Origin of the sequence: Streptohalobacillus salinus (genome assembly GCF_003201605.1) — a bacterium.
GTDB classification, from domain to species: Bacteria; Bacillota; Bacilli; order Bacillales; family Amphibacillaceae; genus Streptohalobacillus; species Streptohalobacillus salinus.
In genome coordinates, this window is record NZ_QJJR01000012.1 from 12,124 (window position 1) to 30,025 (window position 17,902).

Below are 17,902 nucleotides of genomic sequence, written 5' to 3' on the forward strand. Positions count from 1 at the left end.
ATCACAAATTATTTTTTTGATACGTTATCTTCACATACTGATTAGTATTCATTCGTTTATGCGCTTCACTTTTCGCTAACCCAATGACCCATAAAATTTCTTCGCCTTGGACAAGGATTGGCCATGTCTTCCGTAGCTCTTGATCGACTTTTTGATCAATAAAAATTCGACTAATTTTTTTATGCCCTTCTAACGAAGCTAAATAGATACGGTCTCCATCTTGCCGTGTCCGCACTGAAATGGGTTCACCCGTGTCAACGAGATAAACTTCCCACGGCGAGGCAGCTGTTGTTTGGGTTACTCGTTCACATAGCACGCGATCGCCACCAGGTAATCTTGTCACACCTGGGACTGAAAGTGTAACGTCAAAAGCGTCTTTAACCTGTTTAAACGTGAACGTGACGCCTCGGTAAACTTTACGCATCAGACCACCTTCAGGCAGGTTGAATGATTGCTGAGCGGTTTGTGCGTGAAGCAATGAATAAAATTGTTCTTCATGTTTGTAACTTAAATCAGTTGGAACGGTATCATACAGATAGTTTAATATTAGATGAAACAGCCTTCTTTGTAAAGCACGGGGCTGGTTTTTCACCGCTTCAATTTCAAAAGATATTTCGAAAGGGGCCGCATTAAAGCTGAGCACCTTTTTTTGCAACACTTCTGTTTGTTGCGCAAGATAACTTTCATCATCGCCAAGGTGTTCTCGTAGTACCGTTAAGGTTTGGTTAAGATTTGGATTCATTGCTTTTAACTTTGGCAAGACATGCAAACGAAGCGCATTTCTACGATAAGCATCTTCTTGATTCGATGCATCTTCACGAAAGGATAGCTGATGCGCTTTTAGATAGGTATAAATGGCTTCTTTTTCGATATCCATGAACGGACGAATAAGCTCACCACCAAAAAAGGCGCGCTTGATCGGCATCGCTAAAAGTGCTTCTGGCTCAGTTTGTCGCACAAGTCGCATAAGCAACGTTTCTGTTTGGTCATCTAGGTGATGCGCGAGAGCAACCTTGGTCGCACCAACAGCTTCCATGACTTCAGCTAATGCTTTGTAGCGTAACGTGCGTGCGGCAACCTGCGTACTGATCTTCTGTTCTTTTTTGTACGGGTACACATCTAATGTCACAGCTTTAAAGGTGAGCGCATGCTGCTTTGCATAAGCTTCTACAAACAAAACATCCGCTGCAGACGTTGCTCCACGGAGTCCATGATCAATCGAGCAGACCGTTAAATTTAACTGATACTGTTCCTGCAAGGCTTCTAAACAATGGAGTAATGCCATTGAATCAGCACCACCACTGACAGCAACTAAAACATGGTCGCCTTGTTCCAATAATTGATTCGCCGTAATTGTTGCCTTCACTTTTTCTAGCATGACAAACCCTACTTTACGTTTAATTTGACTGTTACATCGTACCAAAGATCAACGCACCATGACAACTATAACCCATCATTAAACTGAAACTTTCTTTTGAAAACTATTGACACAAGGGAATGGCTATTGTATTATATCACTTGTGACTTTCTTATGGCGGTGTAGCTCAGCTGGCTAGAGCGTACGGTTCATACCCGTGAGGTCGGGGGTTCGATCCCCTCCGCCGCTACCATTTCTAAATTTCAATAAACATTAGCTACTAATAAATAACCGAGGTGTCTCTACGAATAGAGACACCTCTTTTTTTGTTTTATCCATCACTGCATTAAGCGTTAATAAAAAAACGAGGATTAGCTACACGAGCAGTTTAGCTACTGCTGAAAAACAAAGACAACCACCATCAACATCAGGAGAAATAAAGAACCAAAGACGTCTTGCTTTTTCCACTTTAATTCCCGGTAGTGGCTTCGCTTTTGATTGGATTGATAACCTTTCACTTCAAGTACATCCGCCATATCTTCGGCTCGTTTCAATGAATTTTGAAATAAGGGCAGCACAAGGGGAACTAAAGCTTTCATTTGATTGATTAAGGACCCTTGGCCAAACACCATTCCTCTAGCTTTCTGAGCGTTCATCACTTTATCTGTTTCATCTAAAAGATTAGGAATAAATCGTAAAGCAATCGATAACATTAAACTTAAGTCTTCAATCGGTACCTTAATGTACTTCAACGGTTTCAATAGAAAATACAAGGCATCGGTGATTTCAACGGGTTTTGTTGTTAGGGTCAGCACCGTTGAAATAAAGATAATCATCACAAACCGTAAAAACGTCTGCAATCCTAACGTTAAACCGAACGAAGAAATCGCAAACGGACCATAGCGCAGATAGACATCTCCCCCACTTGTCGTCATTATCCGTAACGTTACCGCAAAAAGAATTAACCAAATTAACGGTTTTACACCCTTGACATAAATCGCTAGCTTTACCCCCGTTTGTTCCATTAATAATAAAGTCAGTACAAAAAACAATAAGTAATAGAAGGTCGATTCAAGAAAGAACAGTAAACCTACATAGATGAGGGCAAAAATTAATTTGAAGCGTGGGTCGAGGTGATGAATAAAAGAATCACCCGGAAAATACCGACCGAAAATAAGTTGATTCATACCCAGCCCTCCTCAATCATTGCTCTAGCCAACTCATCAACCGTCTTCGGGTGTGCACGTAATGGCTGACCTTTGGCCTGTTCAATTGTCTGCTTTAAGCGCAAGACTTCAGGTAATTCAAGTCGGTATCTTTTTAGTAAGGCTTCTTGATTGAATAACTCCGCAACCGACAAATGCGCTTTCACTTCACCTTTAGCCATCACAATCACATCATCTGCATAGTGGACCACATCATCCATGTCATGTGTCACCATTACCGTTGTTAAGCCTTTTCGTTGGTGCAAGTCTTTAAGCATATCAAAAATTGCACGCTTGCCCTCTGGGTCCAACCCAGCAGCCGGTTCATCTAACACTAAGATTTCTGGTTCTGTCGCAAGAACTCCAGCAATTGCAACACGGCGTTGCTGACCACCGGACAAATTAAAAGGTGAGCGCGTAAACAAGTGCCGCGCTAAGCCAACGGTCGCGCTCGCTTCTTCAACCAAGCGTTCAACCTCTACCTCAGTGAAACCAAAGTTGCGCGGACCGAAAGCAATATCGTCATAAACCGTCTCTGCGAACAATTGGTTTTCAGGAAATTGAAACACCATGCCGACATTTTTCCGAATGGCATTTAGCGTCTGTTTATCAACATTCTTTTCTAAGGTATACTCACCGACCTGCAGGTGTCCTTTCGTTGGTAACAATAACCCATTAACAAGTTTCAACACACTCGATTTCCCCGCGCCGGTTTCACCAATAACCGCCGTAAATGCACCTTGTTCAATCGAAAGGGAAAGCTCCGATAATACATTTGTCTTACGGAAAGGACCCACACTGTAGTCAGCACTTACCTCATTTAATTGGATTTGCATAGAAAATTCACCAACGCTTCTTCTGTTAAATAGCTTTCAGAAATACCTCGACCTCGCGCAGTAAGTGCACGATTTAATCGCTCGACCATCGGTGGCTCAAGGCTCTCATCTGCTGCAAAAATCTCTGTCAGGCTCCCGTCTCTAAAGACGGTTCCTTGTTTTAATTGAATAATGCGATCACTATAAACCAATGCTTCGCGTTCATGAGAAATCGATATGATCGTTAAGTGATGTTTTTCCTTCAAACGATGCAATAGCTCCAGCAGATCCCGTCGTGCTGCTGGATCAATCATCACAAATGCTTCATCAAAAATCATAATTTCAGGCTGTAAGGCCAAGAGACCTGCGATTTGTACCCGCTGTTTTTGCCCACCTGAAAGTTGCTGTGGATCGAGCTTACGCTCTTGCCACATCCCTACTTCTTGTAACGCCTCTTTAACCCGTCGCTTCATATCTGATCGTGTTAAATTTTGATTTTCCAAACTAAAAGCAACATCGTCTTCTACAGACGTTCCGATAAATTGATTATCCGGGTTTTGAAACACCATGCCAATCCGACGCCGGAATAGTGGGACGGTCTCTTCTGATAAATGAACACCATCCAACTGGATGATGCCTCGCTCTACTGGGTATAAGCCAATCATGACACGTGCTAATGTTGATTTACCTGATCCGTTGTCACCGATAACCGTCACCCATTCGCCTCGGTTAAAGTCTAGACTGATCTGATTTAACTGGTAATCGTTTGTTCTTAAGTCATAACGAAACGATAAGTCTTTAATAGTAAGCACTGCTTCTTTCAACATCTTTAACCTCCTCGATGATCTGTTTAGCTCACGTGCAGGTCTTCTTAGTTAATAATCAATGCAAGCAAAAAGCTTAAACTTACCGCACCATTAACAAGGACTAAGTTTTTAACCGAGACAACGAACGTTTCCGCTTTTTCTTGTTTACGATTAAAGAGACGTACCTGTTTAAAAACAGGATAACCCGCGAGTAGACTTAACAGCACAATAGAGGGCACAATTTCTGCAATGACACTCGCGATAATTGCGATAAAACTAATCACATAGAGGGCATTAAATAATTTAACAGCCACTCCTTTACCGATATAATACGGTAACGTATAACGATGGTTATAGATATCTTCTTCTAAGTCACAAATGTTATTGGCTAACATTAAATTCGCAATCGTCAAAACACTTGGTAGCGCAATTAAGAAAATTTCGAGTAACAAGAGTAAATTCGCTTCAAATATCAAAGTGGGGCCATCAAGCCCTAAATGGACAATCCCCTGATCATATGCATTAACATATACGGCCAGAAAAATAATGCCAAACCCCATCGTCATGCCAGAAAACACTTCGCCTAGTGGCATTCTAGAAAGTGGAATTGGACCAAATGTATAGAAGATTCCGATTGCGAAACAAATCACCCCTATTAATAAGACAAAAAAGTCGGTACGGAAACTTAAAACAACACCGATGCTAGAAGCCGTGACCAGCAAGGTAATAATTGTCACAAATACCGTTTTTGTTGAAATGTTTTCTTGTCCAATAATGTTTCGGGTCTTCCGGTACGTATCTGTACTCGCCTTTAAATAATCCATAAAATTATTGATTGCTGTTGTCGCTAAGTCGAACAGTAACATCGCCACAAAAAACAACAATGTATTCACTATGTTTAGCTCTTGGTAGCGCAACAAGACAAATAAAATACCAATCGTAAATGGAAACACACTCGCTATCTTTGTCTGAATTTCAACTAGTTTTAAAAACGATTTAATCGTCATTTCGATTACTCCTCTTCTATTATCGTAAATTGCTCATTTAACAATTCAAATTGATCGACTAAACCACTTGTTAGGATCACTTCTTGATCTTTCGTTACGAAAATAGCTTCTACTTCCTCAAGCGATTCAATGATTTCTTTTCCACCATTCACACCATTAGCAAAGACCGCCGTCGAGAGTGCATCACCTTGTACCGATGTTTCACTAACAATCGTTACGCCAGCAATCGTGTTATCGAAAGGATAACCCGTGTCTGGGTCTAGTAAGTGATGGTAGGTTTCACCATCCACTTCTAAATAACGCTCATAAATTCCTGAAGTGACGACCGATTTATCTACCGCTTCAATTCGTCCAATTAACTCACCGCGGCCTAAAAACGGATTCTGTACCCCAACCGTCCAAGGCGTACCTGTCGGGCGATTGCCTTTCACGTATATATTTCCACCTAAATCAATGATTGCTGTCGTCACACCAGCTTCATCAAATAGTTCATTAACCCTATCTGAGATATAACCTTTAGCAATAGCGCCAAGATCTAATTCCATGGCTTCCTCTGGTAAAAAAACCGTTTGGTTTTCTTCATCTAATACAATCGACTGATGATCGATGATGGCTAACACCTCTGTAATTTCTTCATCACTCGGTTTTCTCGCATCGTCATAACCAATCCGCCATAAATTCGTTAACGGACCAACGGTAATATCGAAGCCTCCATTTGATAGCTCGCCGTAATCAATGCTATCCTCGATCAATTGAAAGACTTCTTCGGAGACTTTAACGGGATTAATCCCTGCTTGTTGATTGATTTGGCTGACTTCTGATGTTTCAATTTCATCACTGAGTAACTGCTCATACTGATCAATCATCGCAATTGCCTCGTCCACTGTCGCTTCACTGTCTTTGTCATAAACCGTTAGGTTAACTACGGTACCTAATAAAAAAGACGTTTCTTTAACCGGTTGGCTTCTCAAATCGCTCTCTTCATCATTACACGCTGTTAAAACCAATAACAGACTTACTAAAATAACTATATACCCTAAACGTAAGTTTCTCACAAGACTCTTCCCCTTTTTGTATTATCGTTAGAGACACTAGAAAAGATAGCCCTCTTCGTCTTCATCTATTTTCGTGTGCATTTTTTCACATACTGATTTCGTAACGCATCATACCACGATTTAAAACGGTTGTCGATGATGATGGTTCTGGAAGCTCACTGTATATTTTAGACTTTTTTCTTCAAGATGTGAATACTTAGCTAACTTTTTTGTTTAAAAAAACAATTAAACATGCGTGTAACGCTAAACCACTCTTCCATTGTGACCCGGGATACGTCGCCCTCGAGTACTAAGTAGAGTCCGGTACATTATTCTGAGACCTCTATCTAAATGCGTCCTTTTATTCTTACAGACAATTCGAAGGCTGAGTCAAGAGCCTGTGTGGCCACTTCTATGGTTTTAATCTTTTTCCACGTTCAATTTAAACAACGAAAATTTATTCTTCTATTATAATATGAAGCAAACCGTTAATTGCTTTAAGCAAGGTGACCTTTTTACTGCGATTGATTTATTACCTGTTCCAAATATAGACATACCTACGTAAACTTGTATAAAGAATGACTATTTTTGTTAATAGAATGACCAGAATCAAAACTTTTTATATATTTTCTTATATAATCTTTAAAAAAGGCTAGACATCACCCGGTGTGAGCGTTAGAATATAGGATGGTTGTTCACAAATTCACAACAAGTCTCGAATTTGAACGATTTGTGAACATTTTATGAACATTTGCATTAATAAATTCTATTATAGGAGTGAAATTTTAATGGCTAATAAAGAAATCGTCATTATTGGTGCCGGCTACGCTGGTGTCCATGCCGCTAAGAAACTAGCGAAAAAATTTAAAAAAGACGATAGTGTAAACATTACGCTTATCGATCGTCATTCGTATCACACAATGATGACAGAATTACATGAAGTTGCTGCACACCGTGTAGAACCTGATGCAATTCAGTTTGACTTGCGTCGTCTTTTCAACCGTACAAAAGTGAATCTTGTCACAGACAATGTCACTAACGTTGATCACGATGCGAAGAAAGTAATCACTGAGCACGGATCATTCAACTTTGACTACCTTATCTTAGGTATGGGCGGGGAACCAAATGACTTTGGTACACCTGGCGTTAAAGAACATGGTTATACGCTATGGTCATGGGAAGATGCCGTTCGCATGCGTGAACGCATTGAAACACTTGTTGAACAAGCAGCACATGAGCATGATGAGAAAAAACGTCGTGCATTGTTAACCTTCACCATTTGTGGATCTGGTTTCACTGGTGTTGAACTTGCAGGTGAATTAATTGAATGGAAAGATCGTTTAGCTAAAGATCATAAACTAGATGTTGATGAAATTTCAATCTACGTGATTGAAGCTGCGCCTACAATCTTAAATATGTTAGAACGTCGTGATGCTGATAAAGCAGAAGCTTATATGCTTAAGCATGGCGTAAAAATCATGAAAGATTCACCAATTGTTGAAGTCCGTGAAAACGACATCGTACTAAAAAGTGGTGAAACCATCCCGACACACATGCTTGCTTGGACGGCTGGGGTTAAAGCAAATACAGATACAGATTCCTTTGATTTAGAACAAGCACGAGCAGGGCGCTTGAAAGTAAATAAACACATGGAATCTGAAACACACGAAAACGTTTATGTTGTCGGTGACCTTGCTTACTTTGAAGAAGAACCAGGTACACCAACACCTCAAATCGTTGAAGCAGCAGAACAAACGGGAACAACCGCTGCTAAAAACATTATTGCTGACATTAAAGGCACTGAAAAAGTTGCTTATGAAGGTAAATATCACGGGATTATGGTTTCAATCGGTGCACGTTATGGTGTTGCCGACTTAATGGGCTTACATTTAAGTGGTTGGTTTGCCAACTTCGTTAAGCACATGGTTAACTTGTATTACTTCTTTGGTATTAGCAGTGGTTACTACATGACGAAGTACATTGAGCATGAATTTTTCCACACGAAAGATAAGCGTAACATTTTCCGCGACTTCTTGACGCGTTATGGTAACGTCCTTTGGAGCGTACCACTTCGGATATTCGTTGGTGGGTTCTGGATTGTTGAAGGTGGCGCTAAGCTTTGGGGTTATGAGAAATGGGGAGAAGCAACATCAAGTCTTTCTAACATCGGCACCCTCTTCACTGGTATTGGCGAAGATTCATGGATTAAATCCGATACATTACAAATCAACTTCCACTGGTTGCAAGACCCTACAACAGCTGCAAGTGCTGAAGCAACGGAATGGGCAGAACCAATTCTTTCAGAAATGCCATTCTGGTTTGAGTGGATCATGCGTATCATGGTACCAACTGAAGGCATTGCCTTATTTGCTCAAAAAGCAATGGTATTTGTTGAAATCGGTATTGGTCTTGCTTTAATCGCTGGTCTCTTTACTTGGTTAGCATCTGCTGCAAGTGCCGCATTCTTAGTAATGTTTACCTTAACTGCTATGCTTGGTTGGGATAAAGTTTGGGCATTACCTGCTTCAATCGCTTTACTCAACGGCTCAGGTCGTACGTTCGGTTTAGATTACTGGGTGATTCCATTTATCCAAACTAAATTAAGTAAATGGTGGTACGGTGAACCGCAGGCAATATATAAAGATCATAAATAAACACCATGATTGCGATGGCTTTCTTAATGAAAGCCATCGCAATCTACTTTATATTGATTAATTTTCAGGTATAATGGACATGACAGTTCACATTTCCCGCGCTAACAGCTTCAACTTTTGATTATCATGAAAGGAAGTGAAGAAATGCAAGCATTCTTGCGTATCATAAAACCCGGTGACCTTTTGCTCATCGTTGTCTTATTGATTATTTCTTTTCTTCCTTTTGGGATATTCTATTTACAATCACAATCAGATGGAGACCGCATAGCGGTCATTTCTCTTGACGGGGAAAACATTGAAACTGTTAATTTATCAGCCCATCCTAATCATGATATATTTAATGTAGAAACGGCTTCTGGTGAAACAAATACCATTGCTGTTTCTGATGGTACGCTGCGCATTTCATCAGCAACCTGCCCTGATCAGGTCTGTGTTCGAACAGGCTTTATTGAACACGCTGGCGAAACCATTGTTTGTTTACCACACCGGCTGGTTATCGAAATCAAAGCTGAATCAGAAGATCCACCGCAAGATATTGACATTATCAGTTCATTCATACATTTTCATTAAAGGAGCGCTATTTCCATGACTAAAAACCAACGCCTCGTTTATATTGCCTTGTTAGCCAGTCAAGCGGTGGTGATTGGTCTCGTTGAGCGAGCAATCCCTTCACCGTTCTTTTTTGCTCCTGGGGCGAAACTCGGTCTTGCTAATATCATTACGGTAATGGCCCTTTATACACTCCCCACTAAAGACACAATTAAAGTTGTCGTCATTCGACTCTTATTACAAACATTACTTGGCGGTACTCTGTCGACTTTCTTTTATAGTGCTTCTGGTGCTGCCCTTAGTTTTATTGGGATGTGGTTCATTAAGTTGCTGCCTCAAAAAGCTGTTAGTTTAATTGGGGTGAGCGCAACCGGCGCCGTTCTACATAATGTCGGTCAGTTGCTGATTGCGAGCGTTATCGCTCAAACGTTTTCAGTTATGCTATACTTACCTGTCCTTTCACTGATCGGTATCTTAACAGGCATTGCCATCGGTATTACTGCCAATTATTTATTAACACATATCGAACGCTTGCATTACTACATGGACTTACGCACACTAAAGCGTGATCTTATATAAATCGAATTGATGAAAGAGGTTATTAACGTTATGGTAAGTACACATCCACTCTGGCATGATTACCCTAATCTGTCACAGAATCTAAACCAAGTTGAAGCTGTGATCAATCAGCATATTCGCATTAAAAATAAAAAAATAGAAGCACAAATTAGACGTGTGGCAGAAAATAGCGGCAAGATGCTGCGACCTGTCTATGCACTCTTATGCAGCCAAATCGGACCGGATTATGATGAAGAAAAAGCGATTGCCATCGCAGCAGCACTTGAAACCTTGCATATGGCAACACTTGTTCATGATGACGTGATTGATGAAGCTGATTTAAGGCGTGGACAAGAAACGTTACACGCAAAAAAAGATAATCGCTATGCTATATATGCAGGTGACTACCTCTTTTCAATTTGTTTTACTATCTTAGCTAATCATACCAACTCTGTCAGCATGCTTGAATACAATGCCCGCAGTATGGAAAAAGTTTTAATCGGGGAACTTGATCAGTTAGAGTCACGTTATACATCACCTAAAAGTATCAAACGTTATCTTGCGCGCATTTCAGGAAAAACTGCTCAACTTTTCGCCCTTAGCTGTTATACTGGTGCAGTTGAAAGTAACGCGTCAAAACGACAGACCCGACTCGCCTATAACGCAGGTCACTATATCGGAATGGCCTTTCAAATCATTGATGATATTTTAGATTATCAAGCAAACGATAACACTTTAGGCAAACCAGCCATGGCTGATGCAAAAAACGGCATTTATACTTTACCTTTAATTTATTCCTATCAAAACCATGCAACTGAAATTGATGCGCTCTTAACTAAACAATCGTTAACCAGTGAAGATCTGCATGACCTTCAAGCCCTAATTGATCAAGCTGATGGTTTAAGTAAAGCATTGCAATTGGCCAAACGTTACACTAAAAAAGCACTATCAACAATAGATAAATTACCGAACGGCGAATATAAAGCGATCCTAAAATCGATAACTGAGAAGATGTTAGCTCGCACTATGTAAGTAAAAGCAACCGACATGACTTATTAGGTCATGTCGGTTGCTTTCTTTTATAAGCGTAAAGTTAATTAATGCACTGCCATCAATTAAAAAAGCTTAGACCAGGTGGTCTAAGCTTTTAGCGCTTTATTCTTCGACTGATGTTTCGCCTTCAACTGTACCTTGAATATCACTTGACGCTTCATAGTCTGCGTTAGCAAATACGATATCACCTGTTACAGTTGCTGATTCATGTAATAAGAAACCATCTGCTTCTACATACACATCACCGTCAACAGTACCACCTTGGAAGTTTAAGTTTTCACTTTGAACAACAAGGCGTGGCATAGTTAGGGTCCACTGATCAATGATATTACGCTCATCATCTTGTGTATAAGCTGCAATTTTACGGTAAATATCGCCGTCTTCTTCGCCGCCATCACGGAATTCACCAGCAACAACAAGATCTTCTTCAAAAGTCATATCTTGTGTTGGAATAACAATCCATGTACCGTCTTCTGATGCCGCTTCGTGTAAGCCTTCTGCATCGTCTGCTTGTGACGCTGCTGTTACCGTATCTGTATCTTCATCTGCACCATTGTCATCTGAAGACGTGTCATCAGATCCACACGCAGCAAGTAATGCTACGGAAAGGATCATCGCTAAAAATAATTTGAATTTCATCTGAAATTCCCCCTGTATTTATATTGTTTGTACAAAACCGTACAACTCCTATTATAACATATCACTCTACTTTTTCTACCTTAAAGTTAAACAACTCACAAACTTTTCTTTCATGTCTTTTTCAACAGCTTCGTCCACTCAACGCGTAAGATCTGTAGCGCTACTGGATTTAAACGCAATAAGCAAAGCCATTCTTTGGCGCGCTAATCAAACCGACTAACTTTTTTAAGCCAGTTATCAATGATCATCACTCCCTCCTTTCAGGTTATTACCGTTGCCCTTTTATTAAATGCATGAATAAGAGTAAACGAAAAAACGACGTCAGTATACTGTACCACCTCACGATTAGATAAAACCTCATTCTTTCCATGGCGAATCTCTTTCTTCAACAAAAGCGCATCCGTTGACAGGTCTCTCAAACATCTTTATAATTGACTTGTCAACAGTTGATTAATCATACATGGAGGTTTCTTATGTGCCCAAGACAAAATTACAGTGAGCTGTTCTTCTTAATCAAACAAGTCGATTTGCAATTGACACAAGTATTTGAAAACAAACTTGATATTAGCGTGACCCGTTATGAAATGTTGCTGCACCTATTGAGTGCAACGGTCATGACCCAAACACAGTTACAGCAAAAAATGCGCATCAACCAAGCGGCAATTACCCGACATGTGAAAATTCTTGAGGACAAAGGGTTAGCGATACGCGCGCGTAATCCGAAAAATAATCGGGAAGTGCTTGTTCAAATCAGTTCTGCCGGAAAAACGTTGCTTACGCGCTGTGACGAAAAGAAACATGTCATTATTGAGCAATTGTTTGATCATTATAGCGAAGAACAAATGGCACTGTTTAAGGCATTTCTTACCGATGTAAATGAGCGATCAACAACACTGTTGAACGATCACACGATTTAGAGGAGGACTAACCATGAGCAATACATTTAAAGTAAACGATTTTTATAACCTATTAGACGGTCGTCGTTCCATCCGCGTCTATGACGAAACGATTAAGATTCCGCGCGAAGAAATGACCGAAATGCTTACAGAAGCAACGAAAGCACCGTCTTCCGTTAATATGCAACCGTGGCGCTTTGTTGTGGTTGAAAGTGATGAAGGAAAAGACAAGCTCCGTCCACTGATTCGTTTTAACACCCGCCAAAACGACACGTCATCAGCGATGCTTTTAATTTTTGGTGATTTAGAATGTTACACGTATGGTGAAGAAATATACAATAAAGCAGTTTCTGAAGGGAAAATGTCACCTGAAGTAAGAGATGAACAACTGAGCATGATCATCCCCTACTATAAAAGTTTTCCTAAACACGTGATGAGCGATATTGTTAAGATTGATAGTAGTTTAGTTGCCATGCAGCTCATGTTAGTAGCACGCGCTTACGGTTATGATACGAATCCAATCGGTGGCTTTGAAGCTGACCAACTTGCTGAAGCCTTTGATCTTGATCCAAAACGTTATGTTCCCGTAATGATTCTTTCAATCGGGAAAGCAAAAGAAGACGGCTACAATTCTGTGCGACTAGACGTGGACACGTTCACAAATTGGAAATAATCAATAGCCATGTCATTACTTAATATGCACACGTAAGCAGGGCCCCGGAATTAACAACAATACCGGCGCCCTGCTTATTCTTTTATGAAGACTCCATCTGCCTTAGAAGCTCATGTTTCTATTCCCTATGTGTCATCAGCATTACCGCTACGACTCTTTGTTTTCCGTGGAATCATTGTACTTCGTGCGCGTGTTCATTCAAAACGAATGACTTAAAATTGACTTTCCCCGAGCCTTTGTAGCAAAAATAAAGCGCCACTTCTTTATTTTTTAAGTCCACACTGCTTCTAAAATAGCTATATCTGTTACTTTTGTTTACCGAAATCTCCGCAATCGGTTCACTCGATAGCGCTGTTGACACGTACATCACACCCACACCTGTTGACTGCACCTGAACCGCTATTTCTTGTAAGTCTTCAATTAGGAAAGATTTAAACCCCGCTACCGCACCATCTCGCATATTAGCAATGTATTGAGTTGGATGATTTTCTCTGTCTTTACCGGTTTGAGTGAAGTACGGGTGCGTTCTAAATGTGAGCGCACCAAAGTATGTACCATATCTGCCAGCACCGTGCTTGGCCATCAAATGGCAAGCAATTGCCGCTTGATATTCTCCCTTTCCTACTAGCGGACCATTCGTTAAACCACTACTACTCATGCCCACTTGTGGAATCGTTCCATCTGCTTGTATATCAATCGGCTCTGCAAGACCTTGCCGCGAATAATGATGGCGGTTCGTTTGGCGATGATAGAAGACATACCATTGATTCTTTACACACACAATACTTCCGTGATTATTCCCAATATAATTATAAGCTTGACGGTCTTTAGAGCATCCATTAATGAATAAATCACCATTACTGATAATTGTTCCACGATAGGTAAAGCCGCCCGTCGGTCTTTGGCTTGTGGCATAACATAGTTCATGGCCATTAATCGAAGAATAAATGAAATAATATGTATCGGCTATTTTTCGAATCGAGCTGGCCTCAAAAAATTCATGACCTTCAAATCCTGTGCCTTCCGCTTCGCCTACCTTCGGGAAAATGCAAACAGGCTCAGTTTTTACTGTTTTCATATCGGACTCAAGCTCGATAACATAGCCACCTTTTGTGCTTCGCTTTTTCCAACCCGTTAAAAAGAATGGCACATCATTTTTAGGAGCAAACCCTGAGTATAAGTAAACACGTCCATCATCATCGACAAGAACACCCGGATCAAAGAGTAACGGATCCTTGTGATTATTCCAAAACAGCTTACCACTGGCATCGCTAAGGTAACCGTAAAACTGATAGTGTCCAGCTGGTGTGTCACTAACTGCAATAGCAATGACACTTTGAAAGGCTAACGTATAATACAAATAGTAGCGCCCATCTGAACCTTCAACCATATCCGGTGCGTACATTTGATAAAAACCTAAGCGATTCATCGGATCTTGATTCTTTTTGTAGATCACGCCTTCACATCGCCAATTACTTAAATCATCGACTGGTGCCGACCAGCAAACGTAATCATTTAAACAAAACAATTTACCATTAAATTTATCATGTGAACCATAAACATAAAGCCGGTCGCCAAACACATAGGGCTCTCCATCCGGAACGTATTCATAACTCGGTAAATACGGATTTTTCGCTTGTCGCTTCATCCTACCCCTTCTTTCTGCCCCTGTCCTTTGCTCTTTCTTATGTCTCGCTTTCCTTTACGAACATTAAGTGTTGTTGTTTCCTACGCTAACAAATCATCAACAGAAAAAAGTTACCCTCTTCAAAAGAAGAACGTAACTTTTATTTGTGTATCTTTACTTAAGGACTAAAGACTAACTAGCTTTTTTTAGCGCCTCGGCCACCACGTTTAGACTCGGTGTGCTTACGTAATGACGCTAAGCGATCTTCTGAATCTTTTAAGAATTGATTCATTTTCGATTCAAAGTTCTCTGGACGCTCAGGTTTGCGTTTTGGTTGACTTTGGCTCGGTTTACGACGATTAGGTGCCGGATTATCCTTGGCCTTTTTAATTGATAAACCAATTTTACCATCAGCCTCAACATTTAGTACTTTAACCGTTATCTCTTCGCCTACTTTTAAATGTTCGTTAATATCTTTGACATAGTTATCAGCAACCTCACTAATATGAACGAGTCCTGTTTTACCTTCTGGTAACTCTACGAACGCGCCAAAATTTGTGATCCCCGTTACCTTACCCTGCAGCTTGCTGCCTACTTCGATTGACATAAAAAAAATGCTCCTCCTTAAGAATGAAAAAAAGATATAATACCTACTACTCTATATTATAGCCAAGCTATAAAAACAATGTCAATAAGATGGTGTCTCTTCAGTAAGTTTGAAGACAATTTCACCTTCCTTTGTGAAGAAATAATTCGTTTTTGCTATCCGAAGCACATAATCCTCATCTTGAAGCAGCTGTATTTCTTCCTTGAGCGCTGTCTCTTCAGTTTCTAATGTGTTCATCTCTTCTTGTAACACCTCATACTCTGTTTGTTTTTGTGCATACAATTCTCGTTTTTCGAGGTACTGCATCGCAAAAAAGACCACAGTTATAAATGAGATAACCATAAAAACCATCAGACGACCGCGCAATAAACGTTTCCGCTTCTGTTGTCGTTCCATGTGAGCATCGTATTTATTCATGTATCTGGAATTAATACGTTTGACTTTATCTGTGCGAGTGTCCATCACGGCAAGCCTCCTTCATGATGTTTATGACTGATGTCTCTATTGTACTACAAAATAACAAAAAAAGAATGATTTCTGCGTGATGAAGTCAATTTCTTTTTTTGAGCGCATGCATTTTTAATAAAGCATCGTCATTCTCAAAGGTCATCAAATAAATTCCCTATTTTAACTGGATTAAAACATAGAAGCAGCCCTTCTGTATATGGAAGTGGCTGCTTAAGCTTAAAAATCAGTTGGTTCTTTCTTAACGGGTTCTTCGTTTAAAATGGTATACAGCGAAGCTGCTTCATCTTTTTTTACATTCTCTCGCAATGAATTAATTGTTAACGTTACTAGCTTTTGGCCAAACTTAATGACTAATTCATCTTCTGGCTTTACCGTTGTCGATGCCTTAGCTGTATGACCATTGACGGTAATACGTCCCTGGTCCGCTACTTCTTTTGCCAAGGTTCTTCGCTTAATTAATCGAGAAATCTTTAAAAACTTATCTAAACGCATCATGTCACTCCTCTATTTTTTTGAAAAGCTAACCGTTAGTTAGCCATTAGTCTGAATGCTTTATGACCTCATTTAAAGCGCCAGTTAAAGCAAGCTCTAGGTTTACTTTATCATAGCGCGCAAGCGTTAATGTTGCAACCAATAGCGCTCCGTAGCTTTGTGCTTTTTCTTCTTCGCTTGTCGCTCGTTGCAGGTGTTTAAGTTGTTGGTCTAGCTCTCTGATCACGATCTCTTTGTCAGGCAATTGTGCTTGTCCATCTAATATTTTGATAACTTCCTTACCTTTTAACAAAGCACTGCTTGATTTAGGAATCCGCGCAAAAGGCTGGTCCTGATCTTCTGCTTTGCCTTTTTCCGCTTGCTTAATTTTTTGCCAATTCACAATCACGTCTTCTTCTGAGTCCACTTCAACATCACCAAAAACATGCGGGTGACGCCGAATCATTTTCTCAGTCAAGCCTCGGATAACATCGTCGATGGTGAAATACCCTTCGTCTTCACCAATTTGACTGTGCAGCATGACTTGTAGCAACACATCGCCTAATTCCTCAACCATGTGATCGTCATCTAAGGCATCGATTGCATCAATCAGTTCATACGCTTCTTCTAACAAATGACCACGTAAAGATGTGTGCGTTTGCTTTTGATCCCACGGGCAACCACCGGGTGCGCGTAATTGATAGATGATATCTCGCAAGGCATCGAATTGATGATTGAGGTACTCAGGTGCTACTTTAGTAAGGTAAACACTCGTTAAATTCGATAATTCAACTGCCTGGTCTAATAAGGCAAGCTCCACCGTTTCCATTCGTTCCTCACTTGTCCCCACTGCTTCAACAATGGTCACTGGATAGTCACTTGGTAAATCCTCCAGAAGCGTTAATTTGAGCTCCGAGGCGATCATTTGGTCATAGACTTGACAAAATACTTGATGTTGATGATAGTTCAATTCTTGCCTAGAAAAAGCGGTGGCATCAATGAAACTAAAACCTTCAATTGGATCCAGCTTTAAGGCGGTGAACAAATCATCAAGGTAACTTTGACCACCTAAAATTTTCACCGTTACCGCTGTTTGTTCAAGTAGTAACTGGACCGTCCGCTCAGCCAACATCGGATGCCCTGGGACACAGTAAAGCACGTCTTCTTCTGAGGCAGCTGCTACTAATTGTTCCACAATCACCTGGTAAACATCCTCAAATTGGTCATGCGCTTCATAAACACGATCAAAGCTCTCAAAGCGCACGCTCTCTTCTTCTAAGGTGCGGATGACCGGATGATCTAATGTTCTTGTGAATATCTTTTGCTTCGTTTTCGTTAATGTACGATAGAGGCCGAGCGAGAGTTGTTCAATGTCTCCTGCGCCGAGCCCGATGATCTGAATGGTTTGCATAGGTTTCACCTTTTCATTTAAATATTTAAGCATTTATATAACCGATAGCAATCACGTTCCCCCTACCAGTTA

Annotated in this window: 18 protein-coding genes and 1 tRNA gene; 7 read left to right on the top strand and 12 right to left on the bottom strand. The window is 40.5% G+C overall.

Going from position 1 to position 17,902, the window contains the following annotated elements; all coding sequences use genetic code 11:
- Position 1 precedes the first annotated feature (1 nt).
- Complete coding sequence (gene tilS / locus DES38_RS09410; RefSeq protein ID WP_110251857.1) at positions 2–1,378, bottom strand: tRNA lysidine(34) synthetase TilS; 1,377 nt, start codon at positions 1,376–1,378, stop codon at positions 2–4.
- 155 nt (positions 1,379–1,533) lie between these two features.
- On the opposite strand from tilS, the gene DES38_RS09415 reads away from it, so the two are divergent.
- Positions 1,534–1,610: transfer RNA gene (locus tag DES38_RS09415), tRNA-Met, on the top strand.
- Between the two features lie 139 nt (positions 1,611–1,749).
- On the opposite strand, the gene DES38_RS09420 is transcribed toward DES38_RS09415, so the two are convergent.
- Genes DES38_RS09420 through DES38_RS09440 form a run of 5 tightly spaced genes read right to left on the bottom strand, consistent with a single transcriptional unit; the run spans position 1,750 to position 6,245 of the window.
- Positions 1,750–2,544: an energy-coupling factor transporter transmembrane component T family protein gene (locus tag DES38_RS09420; protein WP_110251858.1), complete on the bottom strand. Its 795-nt coding sequence runs from the start codon at positions 2,542–2,544 to the stop codon at positions 1,750–1,752.
- Entirely contained in the window at positions 2,541–3,398 is an 858-nt protein-coding gene (locus DES38_RS09425) for an energy-coupling factor transporter ATPase (RefSeq protein ID WP_110251859.1), read from the bottom strand. The genes DES38_RS09420 and DES38_RS09425 overlap by 4 nt, the downstream gene beginning before the upstream one ends.
- Complete coding sequence (locus tag DES38_RS09430; protein ID WP_110251860.1) at positions 3,383–4,204, bottom strand: energy-coupling factor transporter ATPase; 822 nt, start codon at positions 4,202–4,204, stop codon at positions 3,383–3,385. Before DES38_RS09430 ends, DES38_RS09425 begins: the two co-directional genes overlap by 16 nt.
- A 44-nt stretch (positions 4,205–4,248) precedes the next feature.
- Complete coding sequence (gene menA / locus DES38_RS09435) at positions 4,249–5,190, bottom strand: 1,4-dihydroxy-2-naphthoate polyprenyltransferase (RefSeq protein ID WP_110251861.1); 942 nt, start codon at positions 5,188–5,190, stop codon at positions 4,249–4,251.
- A gap of 5 nt (positions 5,191–5,195) precedes the next feature.
- On the bottom strand, positions 5,196–6,245 hold the full coding sequence (locus DES38_RS09440) for an FAD:protein FMN transferase (protein WP_110251862.1): 1,050 nt from the start codon (positions 6,243–6,245) through the stop codon (positions 5,196–5,198).
- 767 nt (positions 6,246–7,012) lie between these two features.
- Here DES38_RS09440 and DES38_RS09445 point away from each other — a divergent pair.
- From DES38_RS09445 to DES38_RS09460, 4 genes are all read left to right on the top strand, one after another.
- Entirely contained in the window at positions 7,013–8,878 is a 1,866-nt protein-coding gene (locus DES38_RS09445) for an NAD(P)/FAD-dependent oxidoreductase (RefSeq protein WP_110251863.1), read from the top strand.
- A 144-nt stretch (positions 8,879–9,022) separates the two neighbouring features.
- Positions 9,023–9,448 (top strand): NusG domain II-containing protein, encoded by a 426-nt coding sequence (locus tag DES38_RS09450; RefSeq protein WP_170114383.1) that lies wholly within the window; start codon positions 9,023–9,025, stop codon positions 9,446–9,448.
- A gap of 15 nt (positions 9,449–9,463) precedes the next feature.
- Complete coding sequence (locus DES38_RS09455; protein WP_110251865.1) at positions 9,464–10,006, top strand: Gx transporter family protein; 543 nt, start codon at positions 9,464–9,466, stop codon at positions 10,004–10,006.
- A 30-nt stretch (positions 10,007–10,036) separates the two neighbouring features.
- Positions 10,037–11,017 (top strand): polyprenyl synthetase family protein, encoded by a 981-nt coding sequence (locus DES38_RS09460; protein WP_110251866.1) that lies wholly within the window; start codon positions 10,037–10,039, stop codon positions 11,015–11,017.
- A 123-nt stretch (positions 11,018–11,140) separates the two neighbouring features.
- Here the strand turns inward: DES38_RS09460 and DES38_RS09465 are convergent, their stop codons facing one another.
- On the bottom strand, positions 11,141–11,677 hold the full coding sequence (locus tag DES38_RS09465; protein WP_110251867.1) for a hypothetical protein: 537 nt from the start codon (positions 11,675–11,677) through the stop codon (positions 11,141–11,143).
- A 473-nt stretch (positions 11,678–12,150) separates the two neighbouring features.
- On the opposite strand from DES38_RS09465, the gene DES38_RS09470 reads away from it, so the two are divergent.
- Entirely contained in the window at positions 12,151–12,594 is a 444-nt protein-coding gene (locus DES38_RS09470) for a MarR family winged helix-turn-helix transcriptional regulator (protein ID WP_110251868.1), read from the top strand.
- A 13-nt stretch (positions 12,595–12,607) separates the two neighbouring features.
- Positions 12,608–13,246, top strand: coding sequence for a nitroreductase family protein (locus tag DES38_RS09475; protein ID WP_110251869.1), 639 nt, complete (start codon positions 12,608–12,610; stop codon positions 13,244–13,246).
- Between the two features lie 172 nt (positions 13,247–13,418).
- On the opposite strand, the gene DES38_RS09480 is transcribed toward DES38_RS09475, so the two are convergent.
- From DES38_RS09480 to yabN, 5 genes are all read right to left on the bottom strand, one after another.
- On the bottom strand, positions 13,419–14,894 hold the full coding sequence (locus tag DES38_RS09480; RefSeq protein ID WP_110251870.1) for a family 43 glycosylhydrolase: 1,476 nt from the start codon (positions 14,892–14,894) through the stop codon (positions 13,419–13,421).
- A gap of 175 nt (positions 14,895–15,069) precedes the next feature.
- A complete protein-coding gene (locus DES38_RS09485) occupies positions 15,070–15,480 on the bottom strand; it encodes a S1 domain-containing RNA-binding protein (protein ID WP_110251871.1) in 411 nt (136 codons plus the stop codon).
- A gap of 81 nt (positions 15,481–15,561) precedes the next feature.
- The gene (locus DES38_RS09490; protein ID WP_110251872.1) at positions 15,562–15,942 is read right to left on the bottom strand and encodes an FtsB family cell division protein; all 381 of its coding nucleotides are present in this window, start codon (positions 15,940–15,942) and stop codon (positions 15,562–15,564) included.
- Positions 15,943–16,164: 222 nt separating this feature from the next.
- A complete protein-coding gene (locus tag DES38_RS09495) occupies positions 16,165–16,440 on the bottom strand; it encodes an RNA-binding S4 domain-containing protein (RefSeq protein ID WP_110251873.1) in 276 nt (91 codons plus the stop codon).
- A gap of 46 nt (positions 16,441–16,486) precedes the next feature.
- A complete protein-coding gene (gene yabN, locus DES38_RS09500; RefSeq protein ID WP_110251908.1) occupies positions 16,487–17,830 on the bottom strand; it encodes a bifunctional methyltransferase/pyrophosphohydrolase YabN in 1,344 nt (447 codons plus the stop codon).
- Between the last annotated feature and the right edge of the window lie 72 nt (positions 17,831–17,902).

What these genes read in the sequence shown, in the direction of transcription:
- DES38_RS09465 (WP_110251867.1), bottom strand. Translation starts at nt 11,677, where the DNA reads ATGAAATTCAAATTATTTTTAGCGATGATCCTTTCCGTAGCATTACTT.
- DES38_RS09490 (WP_110251872.1), bottom strand. Translation starts at nt 15,942, where the DNA reads ATGGACACTCGCACAGATAAAGTCAAACGTATTAATTCCAGATACATG.
- DES38_RS09475 (WP_110251869.1), top strand. Translation starts at nt 12,608, where the DNA reads ATGAGCAATACATTTAAAGTAAACGATTTTTATAACCTATTAGACGGT.
- DES38_RS09455 (WP_110251865.1), top strand. Translation starts at nt 9,464, where the DNA reads ATGACTAAAAACCAACGCCTCGTTTATATTGCCTTGTTAGCCAGTCAA.
- DES38_RS09485 (WP_110251871.1), bottom strand. Translation starts at nt 15,480, where the DNA reads ATGTCAATCGAAGTAGGCAGCAAGCTGCAGGGTAAGGTAACGGGGATC.
- DES38_RS09480 (WP_110251870.1), bottom strand. Translation starts at nt 14,894, where the DNA reads ATGAAGCGACAAGCGAAAAATCCGTATTTACCGAGTTATGAATACGTT.
- menA (WP_110251861.1), bottom strand. Translation starts at nt 5,190, where the DNA reads ATGACGATTAAATCGTTTTTAAAACTAGTTGAAATTCAGACAAAGATA.
- DES38_RS09445 (WP_110251863.1), top strand. Translation starts at nt 7,013, where the DNA reads ATGGCTAATAAAGAAATCGTCATTATTGGTGCCGGCTACGCTGGTGTC.
- DES38_RS09425 (WP_110251859.1), bottom strand. Translation starts at nt 3,398, where the DNA reads ATGCAAATCCAATTAAATGAGGTAAGTGCTGACTACAGTGTGGGTCCT.
- DES38_RS09430 (WP_110251860.1), bottom strand. Translation starts at nt 4,204, where the DNA reads ATGTTGAAAGAAGCAGTGCTTACTATTAAAGACTTATCGTTTCGTTAT.
- yabN (WP_110251908.1), bottom strand. Translation starts at nt 17,830, where the DNA reads ATGCAAACCATTCAGATCATCGGGCTCGGCGCAGGAGACATTGAACAA.
- DES38_RS09495 (WP_110251873.1), bottom strand. Translation starts at nt 16,440, where the DNA reads ATGCGTTTAGATAAGTTTTTAAAGATTTCTCGATTAATTAAGCGAAGA.
- DES38_RS09470 (WP_110251868.1), top strand. Translation starts at nt 12,151, where the DNA reads ATGTGCCCAAGACAAAATTACAGTGAGCTGTTCTTCTTAATCAAACAA.
- DES38_RS09460 (WP_110251866.1), top strand. Translation starts at nt 10,037, where the DNA reads ATGGTAAGTACACATCCACTCTGGCATGATTACCCTAATCTGTCACAG.
- tilS (WP_110251857.1), bottom strand. Translation starts at nt 1,378, where the DNA reads ATGCTAGAAAAAGTGAAGGCAACAATTACGGCGAATCAATTATTGGAA.
- DES38_RS09420 (WP_110251858.1), bottom strand. Translation starts at nt 2,544, where the DNA reads ATGAATCAACTTATTTTCGGTCGGTATTTTCCGGGTGATTCTTTTATT.
- DES38_RS09450 (WP_170114383.1), top strand. Translation starts at nt 9,023, where the DNA reads ATGCAAGCATTCTTGCGTATCATAAAACCCGGTGACCTTTTGCTCATC.